This window comes from Arenibacter algicola (assembly GCF_018860365.1).
GTDB classification, from domain to species: domain Bacteria; phylum Bacteroidota; class Bacteroidia; order Flavobacteriales; family Flavobacteriaceae; genus Arenibacter; species Arenibacter algicola_B.
The window spans coordinates 158,597-170,711 of sequence record NZ_JAHKPO010000014.1; the positions used below are offsets into that span (position 1 = coordinate 158,597).

The window sequence follows — 12,115 nt, forward strand, 5'->3', positions numbered from 1 at the left end:
CTGTTCAAGGTTGATAGCAGCATGGGTACAAAGGTAACGCTAAAAATGAATGTTCATTCTTTTTGCTGGTACTTTAACAAAAGTTTACAGGTATAAAAAAATCAAATAAAATAGGATAATGTTATTATAAGTTGATTATTTGCACGTGATAGGGGATAGTGGTTTATTTGGGAGGTCTATGATCAACGTAAAATGCAACGTTGATGTAATCTGCCAAAATCGCAGTATTCAACTAATTTTACACTCTAGGTATGTTATGACATGAGTACTTGGGAAAGGAAGGTTATTTAAAACTTATTATAAATTTATCATAAAGTTAAGTTTGCTAAAATCGATTTTAAAACGTAATATTTACATTTACTGATATTATACTTTGATAACTACAGGCCATTTTGAACGATACTATTAGCACATACAACAAAATTAACTCTGAAGTTGGTATAAAAATAGAACCTTTTGATGTTACTAAAAGGTATACCAAGCCTCACAAACACAACAAGTATCTTGAAATAATTTATTTTGTGAAAGGTAGTGGTTTTCATCATATGGATATGGAAAGCCACAGTATAGAGCCTCCCTTGTTATTTTTGGTTAAAAAGGATGAAGTTCATCATTGGGAGATTACCACAAAACCCAAGGGGTATGTTATCATTATCAAGGAATCGTTTTTGGAAAGAACACTGGACAAATACATTAATACACAGTTGATCAAACTGAACAACTGCCAAAAAATAGCGGTTGAAGACGAGGATAAATCCTTAAAGGCTTTGTTTAAGTCTTTGTGTTGGGAGATGAAACAAGCTAATTTAAATCAGGAAGCCGTAGAGGGGGGATTAAAGGCCATATTGTCAAAAATGGTTAAATACGCTTCTTTGCAAGGTGGGGAAAATACGGATAAGACTATTCAATTTGTAAATTTATTGTCCGAGAATTTAAAAAATAATGTCTCGTTCTATGCAGAGACTTTAAATACTACTTCGCAGAACCTCAATGCTATATGTCATAAGGCGTTCAACAAAACGGCATCGGATGTTATTGCAGAACATATAATTATGGAGGTTAAAAGACAATTGGCATATACAAACAAATCAATCAGTGATATTGCCTATGACTTGGAATTTAAGGATACTTCGCATTTTACCAAATATTTTAAACGATATACACTACTTACCCCATTACAATATAGAAAAAACATACTTTAAGTATTAGTACCATTCCTTTTTCAAATACACCATTTTAAATTGGAAGGCTCCTCTATTTTTGTCAAAATTTTAAGTTAAGATTGATATTTATGAATTGTAAGAACTTTTTAATGTTTGTTGTCCTATTGGTGGGCATACAAGTGTCAACAGCCCAAATTTCGGGAAAAATTATAGATGCTACCGATAATTCACCATTGGAATATGCCACCGCAGCCCTCTATAATCAGGCAGATGGTTCCCTGATTACGGGAGTTGTTACCTCTCAAGATGGTTCTTTCATAATAGCTGGGGTAAAACCTGGAACCTATTATATGGAAGCCTCCTTTATGGGGTACGATACCAAAACGATATCCGACATCACCATAGATAAAAAGCAACCCGCCAAAGAGCTACCCATAATTGGCCTATCCATAGGAAACCAATTGGACGAAGTTGTCATTCAGGGTGAACGGGCCACAGTTCTTCATAAAATAGATCGCCAGGTATTCGATACCAAAAAATTCCAAAGCAGTCAGGGTGGTAATGCCATTGATGTCGTTAGAAACTTGCCGTCGGTCACTGTTGATGCACAAGGCGGTATCAGTGTAAGGGGCAGTTCTGGATTTGCCGTCCTAATCAACGGAAAACCTACCCAAGGTGATGCCAGTGCCATATTGTCCCAATTACCGGCAAATGCATTGGAAACAGTGGAGTTGATTACTGCGCCTTCGGCCAAATATGATCCGGAGGGTAAAGGAGGTATTTTAAATATTATAACAAAAAAAGGAGCCACCAATGGAGTTTATGCCCAAATTAATGTTCGTGGTGGATTACCTTCTATAGAACCCTATGATACCAAGGTGGCAGCTCAGCGTTATGGTATTGATGCAACTTTGAACAAGCGAACCGATAAATGGAACCTGTCCTTCGGAACAAGCTACCAGCGTAATGATAAAACAGGTAGGAGGGAAGGTGAGGTTTTTGTTATCAATCAAGCCGAGGACAAGCAAACTTTTTTGCCTTCCGATGGGGAGAGGAGTTTTGATGATATTAGCTACAATGGGCGTTTTGGAGTAGATTTTACATCTAATGATGCTGATACCTATTCCTTGGGTTTCTATGCGGGAAAGCATACCGTAGATCGTTTGGCCGATATCGATTATTATGACAATCACGCCATTTCTCCTATTGGCAGTGGCAATAGGGACTATACTTTTCAGTATTATAATCATAATTTAAGAACTAGAAAAGGCGATTTTGCCCTGGGCAGTTTTGATTATGCCCATAAATTCAACAATGATTCCAAGTTGTCTACTTCCCTATTGTATGAATATACTTTTTTGGGCGGTCCTACCTATAATGATAATTTGGGACTTACTGATCGTAATATTGTTTATCAGCAGGAGTACAATACCAATGACAACCCACTTAATGGGTATCGGGTAAATGTGGATTACCAATTTAAGCCATTTTCTTTTGGTACCTTGGAAACAGGCTACCAATTTAGGGATATTGATCATACAGGTGAGTTTGTTTATGAGCGCGATGGCGTTCTGGTACCTGAATTTTCCAGTAATATAAGTCTGAAGCGAACCATTCACTCTGGATATACCCAACTTACAGGCGCAAGTAATAAATGGGACTATGCCGGAGGTCTACGATTGGAATCCATGGATAGAACTTATTCAGAGGATTTAAGGACTGCCGATCCCGAGCAAACCTATACATATGATTTTGTTAAGTTATTTCCATCGGCCTCCTTGCAATATACTGTTAACGATGCTACCAAATTGAAGGTGGCCTATAGCAAAAGGGTAGAACGTACAACCACCCTAAAAATGAACAGTTTTGCAGAAAGGGAACACTCAGAGGTTTTTGAACAAGGTGATAATCAATTGAGACCAGAATTCATAGATTTGGTAGAATTGGGGGTCATCAAAAATTTTAAAGGAGGTAATTCGGTCAGCGCTACTGCCTATTACAGACATGTAGACAATGTAATAAACCGTGTAAACACCTTGGCCTATGAAACCAATGGTGCTGTATTGGACAGTATTATTAATAGAGTTTATTCCAATGTGGGCAAAAGTAATGCCGTTGGACTTGAATTAGGGGCTCAGTTGAAACCAAGCCAAAATTGGAGCAATTATATAGGAGCAAATATTTATTCTTATGATATTAAGGGCGACTTTGTATTTCGGCATAGGGATGGTATTACTAGAAATTACGATGTAAATAGTAGTGCTACCATTTATTCTTTCAACGTAAATTCCACCTATTCTTTCTGGGAAAATGCCTCGTTACAATTTACTTTTAATTATTTGTCCGAAACAAATACTGCCCAAGGAGAGGATTCCAGGTTCTATTCCCCAAATCTTAGCTTCCGAAAGTCCTTTTTTGACGATAAATTAACGGCAACCCTTCAATGGCAGAATATGGATATGGGGTTGTTGGATACCAATGAACAGCGAATTACTACCTATAAAGCCAATGAATTTTACACTACTACCAATTATAGGTATGAGGTAGATATGATATCCATTAATTTGTCCTATACGTTTAATGCCATAAAAAATAAGGCGAAGTTTATAGAAAGTGAGTTTGGAAAAAAAGAATTCTAAATAGGCAGACGTAGTAGTTTTACGCCAGAAAAAGGTTTAGTAAATAATATTTGCTAGACCTTTTTTTGTTCCATTAAATTTGGTCATAAGGAAAGAAATAGGACGAATAGTAGGCAAATTGAATTTCTACTAGGTCCATTTCAGATTATAAGACAAAAAGGGTAGTGTTTATTTGCTACTTTAAAAGTCCGTGACTTTATTAAACAGGAATATTGAGCAATTAGTGTTATTGCCGCAAAAACTGTGTCTATCTTTGTCAAAAATTATTATATGTCAAAGCAGTTTTCTGATTTAGGAATTAACGAACACCTACTTCAAAGTTTAATAGACCAGCAAATATCAGTGCCCACTGATATTCAGAAGAAGGTAATTCCTGTGATTTTGGAGCAAAACAAAGATGTAGTTGCTCTGGCAAAAACAGGAACCGGTAAAACAGCTGCTTTTGGGTTGCCTTTATTACAATTGATAGATACAAATAATAGCAATATACAATTGGTAATATTGGCGCCTACACGGGAACTGGGGCAACAGATTTATGCAAATCTGGTTTCCTTTTCCACCCATAGTCCGTCTATTTCCATTGCTTCCATATGTGGAGGAATCCCTATTAAACCTCAAATTGAACGTTTAAAGAGTATCACCCATATCGTAGTGGCCACACCAGGCCGCCTGGTGGATTTGGTGAATAGGAAGGCCATCAATATTAAAGATATCAAGTATTTGGTTTTGGATGAGGCCGATGAAATGGTAACTGCTTTAAAGGCGGACCTGGATAATATTATTTCAGAAATTCCTAAAACCAGAAGAACATTATTGTTTACCGCCACCATGCCGGGAGCCTTAAAACAATTGATCCAGAATTATATGTCCAAACATGTGGTTCAGATAGAAGCGGACATGGTTACCGTAGGGCATCAGGGCATAGAGCATAGGTATGTTGTAGTGGAACCCATAGAGAAATTGGAAGTTCTGCTACACTTTTTAAAGTCCAGGGAAGGCGAAAGGGGAATTATTTTTTGCAAGACGAAAGCGGCGGTCAATAAATTGGGGAAAAATTTGGCCATCAATAAATTCCGATCAGGAGCCATCCACGGCAGTTTAACCCAAGGAATTAGAGATCGGGTGATGGGACAATTTAGAGAAGGTAATATAGATGTCATGGTAGCAACCGATTTGGCTGCCCGTGGTATCGATGTTAAGGAGATATCCTATGTGGTAAACTATCATTTACCGGACACCTATGATACCTATGTCCATAGAAGTGGACGTACCGCTAGGGCAGGGGCAGCAGGATTTTCATTAAGTGTTATCCAAAAAGAGGAAGTGGAGGATATTGCCGATTTTGAAAAGGAGTTGGGTATAGATTTTAAGGAATTTAAAAAGGCGGATGCCCAAAGTATTGAAGAAAACAATGCCTTGATATGGGCTAACAAAATATTCAAGACCAAGCCCAACCGAAATATTTCCCAAGAGTTTAGGGAAGAAATAAGAACAGTTTTCCATCATTTGACAAAAGAGGAACTTATAGATAAGATATTGGCGAATTACTTGGCGCAATCTACGGGTCACGGTCCAAAAGTAGAAGCGCCCAAAAAGAAAAAAAATAAATAATAGCCATGGCAAATAATATTAAAGACCAGGAGGATGTTTTAGCAAAACTAAATATCCAGCAGTTGAATCCCATGCAGGAGGAAGCTATTGCTGTAATTGGAAAATCCACCAACACTATTATTCTGTCACCAACGGGTACGGGTAAAACTTTGGCGTTCCTATTACCATTGATCGAAACTCTAGATCCCAATATTGATGAAGTACAGGCACTGATATTGGTACCTACGCGTGAATTGGCTATACAAATTGAACAAGTGGTTAGAAATATGGGGACTGGTTATAAGGTAAATGCCGTTTATGGCGGACGCCCTATGTCCAAGGATAAGATTGAAATTAAACATAATCCTTCTATTTTAATAGGGACGCCAGGGCGTATTTTGGATCATTTTGATAGTGACCGGTTCTCAAAGGAAAGTATTAAAACCTTGGTGCTGGATGAGTTCGACAAGTCTCTGGAAATAGGTTTTGAGGAGGAAATGGCAGGAATTCTCAGTGAATTGCCCAATATTAATAAAAGGATCTTGACTTCCGCTACCCAGGGAGTTGAGATTCCAAGTTTTGTAAAATTGGACCAGCCAGTACTTATCGATTATTTAGAGGAAGAAGTTGGTTCAAAATTAGCAATTAAGATCGTGTTATCGCCTGCCAAGGATAAATTACCAAGGCTATTGGAGCTGTTGCAACACTTGGGAAATCAGCCGGGAATCATTTTCTGTAATTTCAGGGATAGTATAGAGGAAGTGAGTTCTTTATTGGAGAAAAATAAAATAGGGCACACTTGCTTTTCCGGAGGAATGGAGCAGAAGGATAGGGAGCGTTCCCTTATCAAATTCAGAAACGGAACCAGTCAAATTTTAATTGCCACGGATTTGGCGGCTAGGGGAATAGATATCCCGGAGTTAAAATATATAATTCATTACGAGCTTCCACATTCTTCGGAGGAGTTTACCCATAGAAATGGGAGAACGGCAAGGGTAAATGCCAAAGGCACCGCCTATGTATTAAAATGGGAAAAGGAGCAATTGCCTGAGTTTATAAAGGATACTGGCGATATGGATATCTCCAAAAAAGCGGCACCTATGAAACAGTTTTGGGAAACCTTGTTTATTTCAGGAGGAAGAAAGGACAAAATTTCCAAGGGTGATATTGCTGGGCTGTTTTTTAAACAGGGAAATGTCAACAAGGACCAATTGGGTGAGATAGAATTAAAACAGGACTGCGCCTTTGTTGCGGTTCCTTTGTCGATTGCCGATCAATTGGTGGATAAATTGAACAATTCACGTTTAAAAAAGAAAAAAGTTCGCATTACGATTCTCTAATTTTTTGGAGTAAAAACTAAATATTTATCCGTTGGAATATATTAAAAATGAAAGAAGATCTAAAAGGGAATAAAGCTGCGATCACTCCAGAGGAGATTGATAATTGTATTGCACTCTTGCAGCAATTAGTGGACCACACAGATCAGATATTTGATATTCCAAAAGAAAAAAGAACCGCTTTAATAAAAGTATCGGGCCAATTTTCCAGACCCAATAGGGAAGAATTTTCCAGAAGAAAAAAGGACGGTAAGAAAAGTGCCCTTCGTAAAAAAGAAGCAAGGGATAAAAAGGCTCGGAAGGAAACAGGTATTAGAAATGCACGCGAGGCCCACATATTTGTTGCCCCTAAACTTTTGCCTTCTGCAGAATTGGTCAATCATAAAAAACAGGAACTGGAGGTGTCAAGAAACTGTTATGTTTGTAAAACGGAGTTTAGCGAATTACATCATTTTTATGATACCATGTGTATAAAATGTGGTGATTTTAACTATGCCAAGCGTTTTCAAACAGCCGATGTAAAAGGGCAAGTTGCCGTTGTAACTGGCTCCAGATTAAAAATTGGATATCATATTACTTTAATGTTATTACGCGGTGGGGCTACTGTGATCGCTACGACCCGGTTCCCTGTTGATTCGGCATTGCGCTTTTCCAAAGAGGATGATTTTATGGAATGGGGGCATCGATTAAAAATACACGGTCTGGATTTACGTCATATCCCAAGTGTGGAAATATTTTGTAATTATATAGAGCGGCAATATGACCGATTGGATATTCTTATAAATAATGCAGCGCAGACCGTTAGACGGCCCGCTGGCTTTTACCATCATCTGATGTCCAAAGAAGAAAGCCCCATAACATTACTTCCTCCAGATGCACAAAAAGTTTTGAGCGATCATACAGGTTGTTTACAGGAATTAAAAGAATTAACCTCAGGAGCATCTCCCAATCAGAATATGCCGGTTAGCTGGCATGGACCGGAAGCGGGAATCGGAATAAGGGCTTCGGCCAAATTATCGCAAATTCCCTATAGTTTTGACAATGTCTTGGTGGTAAAAGAGGTATTTCCCACGGGGGAATTGGATGCCGATCTTCAACAGGTAGATTTACGTAAAACAAATAGTTGGCGACTTAAACTGGGAGAAATTGAAACTACTGAAATGTTGGAAGTACAATTGGTAAATGCCGTTGCCCCTTTTGTATTGTGCAACCGTTTGGCAGAATTAATGAAGAAGGAGAATACAGGACAAAAACATATCATTAATGTTTCGGCAATGGAAGGGAAATTTCATCGTTCTTTTAAGGAATCACGCCACCCACATACCAATATGGCCAAGGCCGCTTTAAATATGCTTACCCATACCGCTTCAGGGGAATTGGCCAAAGCAGGAATATTTATGAATGCCGTGGATACTGGATGGGTTACTGATGAAGACCCCGCTGAACTCTCTAAAATGAAAAAGGAAGTCTATGATTTTCAACCGCCTTTGGATATTGTGGATGGTGCTGCCAGGGTTATGGATCCGTTAATTGACGGAATAAATACCGGGAAACATTGGTCTGGTAAATTCCTGAAGGATTACTTTCCAATTGATTGGTAATTGTATCCGGTCAAATTATAACTTGAATTTACTTCGATCTGAAAAAAACAGACCAATTCACGGGAATACAAATTCTATTTTGCACAACTAACTTTTTTTATCTTCGTGCTTATGAATTCAATTGATATAAGAACAGTTGATGTTGTTCAATATATAAAACCTTTACGTGAAGGTGGTTCCTTGCCGGCGATTGTAAAAGCCGACGATGGATTTTTATATGTTTTAAAATTCAGAGGGGCAGGTCAAGGAAAAAAGGCATTAATAGCGGAACTAATTGGAGGCGAGTTGGCCCGGGCCATAGGACTTAAGGTACCTGAATTAGTGTTTATGAATCTAGATGATTCATTTAGCAAGACAGAACCGGATGAGGAAGTTCAAGATTTACTTAAATTTAGTGTAGGTCTCAACCTAGGCTTGCATTTTTTGTCCAGTGCCATAACTTATGATCCATTGGTTTCCAAGGTAGATGCTTTGATCGCATCAAAAGTTGTACTGCTGGATAGCATTATGAGTAATATTGACAGGACGGCAAAAAACACCAACTTATTGCAATGGAACAATGAATTGTGGGTAATTGATAATGGTGCAAGTTTTTATTTTCACCATAACTGGGAAACTTGGAAAAATCATCTTACAAGAACCTTTCCGCTAATAAAAGACCATGTGCTTTTAGAGTTTGCCACTGAGTTGGATGAGGCCGCATTGGTAATTAAAAGTTCACTTAATACTGATAAAATTGCTGAAATCATAGCGTTAATACCTGAGGAATGGTTGTTGGACGAGGCCGATGATTTAAATCCTGATGAAATTAGAGCGGCCTATATTGAATATATAAATGCCAAACTTGCCATGATCGATACATTAGTTAAAGAGTCTGAAAATGCAAGATAAGGACAAATACGAATACGCAATTATTAGACTTGTTCCTAAAGTGGAGCGTGCCGAGTTCTTTAATATTGGGGTAATACTTTTTTCAAGACGGAAGAAATTTTTGGAAGTAAAATATTTAGTAGACCCCCAAAAATTGAAATGTTTCTCAAACGAAATTGATATTAATGCTATAGATGAATATTTAAAGGCTTGGACATTGGTATGTAAGGGAGCACCTTCTGGAGGAGCTATCGGCAAACTGGATTTACCTGATAGGTTCCGTTGGTTAACTGCCTCCAGGAGTACTATGATTCAGAGTTCGGAAACTCATTCGGGCCTATGCCAAGATCCAAAAAAAGAATTGGAAAATTTATTCGAAAGCTACGTTTTATAGTAGGAACGATGGCGTAGAGTAGGGTATACATGAATTTAATGATTAATTGTTGATCTTAAAACAGGGAGTTCATATTCGAGAATTGAAGTTTATTTATTCCACCACGAGCTTATATATGACCTTAGGGGTTAATCCGTAGAAAAGGTATAAAGGTCAGGCTTATAGCAGGATACAGTGTTTTTAAATGGGCAATTGTTTAAGTGAAAACACCCAGTTTTATGTTTCTAAAATTATTGTTAGTAAATATAAATGAAGTAAATAGCTGTTTTTTAAATTATTAGCGCCATCTTTGCAGGATAATATTATAATAAATTTAATTACATTACGATGAGTAGTAAAGGAACAGTAAAATTTTTCAACGACACAAAAGGTTTTGGTTTTATCACTGAAGAAGGTGTTGAAAAGGATCATTTTGTACACATTTCAGGTTTAATTGATGAAATTCGCGAAGGCGATGAAGTATCTTTTGACCTAAAAGAAGGTAACAAAGGATTAAACGCAGTAAACGTACAAGTTATATAATATATACTTCCATGTTTAATGAAAAAGCCCATCAAATCTGATGGGCTTTTTTTTGTTTGTTAAATACATCGGGTTGTAAGAAATTAGACGTAGTTTCGCGCCCTGTAAAATTATTATTATGAAGCGCATAAACGAATACAAGAAATTATTTGGAATAGAAAGGGAGATCGATCTAAAGGTACTTAAGAAAAGTTACCGCGACTTGGTAAAGGAATGGCATCCGGATAAATTTCAAGAAGGGGATAGTAAGCGTGAAGAGGCAGAGGTGAACAGTAGAAAGATTATAGACGGTTACCATTTTTTGGTGAGTATAGCTCCTGAAACCAAAGCTGCAAACTTGGAGGCCTATACGGAAACAATAACCAATTCCGGTATAGCCGATTATCATCACAAAGGCCTTTTATTGGAAATTACCTTTATGGATGGGTCTACTTATGAGTACTTTGGCGTTACCAAACAGGTTTATATAAAGATGGTCAATTCCAATACGGTGAATCGTTTTGCAAAGCGCATGATCTACCCTAAATATACGTATAGACAATCCAAAAAACAGCTGCAAGAAGCATAGTGCGTTAAGATAATTATTTGGCCAGTTGAGCCATTTGAATTGTTTTGCTGTAGGACGTAAAAAGTAAAGGCCCATTGGGCTTTTTCTTTTTTAAGGCGGTGTTGAAACGTTGGTTTGCGCTTTAACTATTATAGTAATCAAAACAAACCTACTTTGGAAATTTAATTCCAAAGGACTATTCCTTGCTTAAAACAGTATGGGCTAATAAAAAATCTAATACAATTCAGTATTTATATGCCCTCCAAGAGTACTTCGGCAACAACAATTCCGATTGATAACAGAAATAAGATCAAGGCGGGCAAGGACTTAATATTTGGATCATCGGCCTTAAAATGCATGGCAATAGCACCTAACATGAATATTCCCATGGCACCTGCGGCAGGGGTACTCAGATCCTTTATCCAAATAGATACCAATAATAATACCGCAAGAGTAACCTTAATGGTGCCTACTATATACATAATTGCAGGCGAAAGGCGATAAGTTTCAAATTCTTCCTTCATGGATTTGGAATCACCTCCTCGCCATGGAGTGGGTTTGTTGAAGCGGATAAACCATACATTTATAATGCTTATAAAAATAATGATCTTGGCCGCAATCATGAAGTAAGAAATAAGCATAGGTCTTTGGTTAATTTAAAATTGGTCAAGGTTTTTCATTCCTAATATAGGAATTATCCCATTGAATTTCCACTAAGTATTAAATTATTGATTCTATTTTTAAGTTGCCTTATCAATTGTTTTAGCAGTGATACGTTAAATAACAAAATTTTGTATAAACGAATATTTATTCGATTTTAAATTATATATTTGCGGCGTGAGGGTAAAAGATGAAACAAAACAATTGGCGATTGTAGAAAACACATTGGATGTTGTTTTTGAAAGGGGATTTGCCGGAATAAAGATGGCGGACCTGGCCAATCGAGTTGGTCTTTCGGTATCTACACTCTATGTATATTACAAGAATAAAGAAGATTTAATTGTATCTATTGCCATAGAGCTTATAGAAAGGGAAACCCAGAGAAGCGAACAGGAAATAACGGAGGATTTGCCCTATAAACTAAAACTAAAAATGTTATGGTTATTTTGGATCAATTTCAGTATTAACCATAAAAGGGAAATGAGCTTTTTAGAGCAGTTGAAAAAATCGCCTTATTACGAAAAAGTACCCATATCCGTAAAGGAGACTAAAAGTAAAATGGCAATGAACCTTATTGAACTGGGGAAAAAGGAAGGCCTGCTCAAGAATGTAGACAATAACATACTAATGGGCATAATTGGAGCCTTAATGGGGGAAACCGTAAAATTAATTATGGATGGAAAAATGGAATTGAACCAGAAAAATATCGACTTTATGTTCTCTATGGTTTGGGATGCCATTAAAAGCTAGTTTTTTTTTGAGTCAAAACAGAATAAATATTCGATAATAAAT

The 12,115-nt window shown here is 37.2% G+C and carries 11 protein-coding genes; 10 read left to right on the forward strand and 1 reads right to left on the reverse strand.

Going from position 1 to position 12,115, the window contains the following annotated elements; all coding sequences use genetic code 11:
* Positions 1-392: 392 nt before the first annotated feature.
* The 9 genes from KO529_RS11965 (at position 393) to KO529_RS12005 (ending at position 10,684) form a co-directional block, all read left to right on the forward strand.
* The gene (locus KO529_RS11965; protein ID WP_215948115.1) at positions 393-1,202 is read left to right on the forward strand and encodes an AraC family transcriptional regulator; all 810 of its coding nucleotides are present in this window, start codon (positions 393-395) and stop codon (positions 1,200-1,202) included.
* Between the two features lie 89 nt (positions 1,203-1,291).
* Entirely contained in the window at positions 1,292-3,802 is a 2,511-nt protein-coding gene (locus KO529_RS11970) for an outer membrane beta-barrel family protein (RefSeq protein WP_215948116.1), read from the forward strand.
* A gap of 270 nt (positions 3,803-4,072) precedes the next feature.
* Positions 4,073-5,413: a DEAD/DEAH box helicase gene (locus tag KO529_RS11975; protein ID WP_215948117.1), complete on the forward strand. Its 1,341-nt coding sequence runs from the start codon at positions 4,073-4,075 to the stop codon at positions 5,411-5,413.
* Positions 5,414-5,418: 5 nt separating this feature from the next.
* Positions 5,419-6,732: a DEAD/DEAH box helicase gene (locus tag KO529_RS11980; protein WP_215948118.1), complete on the forward strand. Its 1,314-nt coding sequence runs from the start codon at positions 5,419-5,421 to the stop codon at positions 6,730-6,732.
* A gap of 47 nt (positions 6,733-6,779) precedes the next feature.
* Positions 6,780-8,330 (forward strand): SDR family oxidoreductase, encoded by a 1,551-nt coding sequence (locus KO529_RS11985; RefSeq protein WP_215948119.1) that lies wholly within the window; start codon positions 6,780-6,782, stop codon positions 8,328-8,330.
* A 111-nt stretch (positions 8,331-8,441) separates the two neighbouring features.
* Positions 8,442-9,221, forward strand: a complete 780-nt coding sequence (locus KO529_RS11990) for a HipA family kinase (protein WP_215948120.1) — start codon at positions 8,442-8,444, stop codon at positions 9,219-9,221.
* Complete coding sequence (locus tag KO529_RS11995; RefSeq protein WP_215948121.1) at positions 9,211-9,594, forward strand: DUF3037 domain-containing protein; 384 nt, start codon at positions 9,211-9,213, stop codon at positions 9,592-9,594. The genes KO529_RS11990 and KO529_RS11995 overlap by 11 nt, the downstream gene beginning before the upstream one ends.
* Positions 9,595-9,921: 327 nt before the next feature.
* Positions 9,922-10,116: a cold-shock protein gene (locus KO529_RS12000; protein WP_031444295.1), complete on the forward strand. Its 195-nt coding sequence runs from the start codon at positions 9,922-9,924 to the stop codon at positions 10,114-10,116.
* Positions 10,117-10,234: 118 nt separating this feature from the next.
* Entirely contained in the window at positions 10,235-10,684 is a 450-nt protein-coding gene (locus KO529_RS12005) for a KTSC domain-containing protein (RefSeq protein WP_215948122.1), read from the forward strand.
* Positions 10,685-10,914: 230 nt separating this feature from the next.
* On the opposite strand, the gene KO529_RS12010 is transcribed toward KO529_RS12005, so the two are convergent.
* Positions 10,915-11,304 (reverse strand): DoxX family protein, encoded by a 390-nt coding sequence (locus KO529_RS12010; RefSeq protein WP_252734386.1) that lies wholly within the window; start codon positions 11,302-11,304, stop codon positions 10,915-10,917.
* 196 nt (positions 11,305-11,500) lie between these two features.
* On the opposite strand from KO529_RS12010, the gene KO529_RS12015 reads away from it, so the two are divergent.
* The gene (locus tag KO529_RS12015) at positions 11,501-12,073 is read left to right on the forward strand and encodes a TetR/AcrR family transcriptional regulator (RefSeq protein ID WP_215948123.1); all 573 of its coding nucleotides are present in this window, start codon (positions 11,501-11,503) and stop codon (positions 12,071-12,073) included.
* Positions 12,074-12,115: the final 42 nt, after the last annotated feature.

What these genes read in the sequence shown, in the direction of transcription:
- KO529_RS11970 (WP_215948116.1), top strand. Translation starts at nt 1,292, where the DNA reads ATGAATTGTAAGAACTTTTTAATGTTTGTTGTCCTATTGGTGGGCATA.
- KO529_RS11975 (WP_215948117.1), top strand. Translation starts at nt 4,073, where the DNA reads ATGTCAAAGCAGTTTTCTGATTTAGGAATTAACGAACACCTACTTCAA.
- KO529_RS11980 (WP_215948118.1), top strand. Translation starts at nt 5,419, where the DNA reads ATGGCAAATAATATTAAAGACCAGGAGGATGTTTTAGCAAAACTAAAT.
- KO529_RS11985 (WP_215948119.1), top strand. Translation starts at nt 6,780, where the DNA reads ATGAAAGAAGATCTAAAAGGGAATAAAGCTGCGATCACTCCAGAGGAG.
- KO529_RS11990 (WP_215948120.1), top strand. Translation starts at nt 8,442, where the DNA reads ATGAATTCAATTGATATAAGAACAGTTGATGTTGTTCAATATATAAAA.
- KO529_RS11995 (WP_215948121.1), top strand. Translation starts at nt 9,211, where the DNA reads ATGCAAGATAAGGACAAATACGAATACGCAATTATTAGACTTGTTCCT.
- KO529_RS12000 (WP_031444295.1), top strand. Translation starts at nt 9,922, where the DNA reads ATGAGTAGTAAAGGAACAGTAAAATTTTTCAACGACACAAAAGGTTTT.
- KO529_RS12005 (WP_215948122.1), top strand. Translation starts at nt 10,235, where the DNA reads ATGAAGCGCATAAACGAATACAAGAAATTATTTGGAATAGAAAGGGAG.
- KO529_RS12010 (WP_252734386.1), bottom strand. Translation starts at nt 11,304, where the DNA reads ATGCTTATTTCTTACTTCATGATTGCGGCCAAGATCATTATTTTTATA.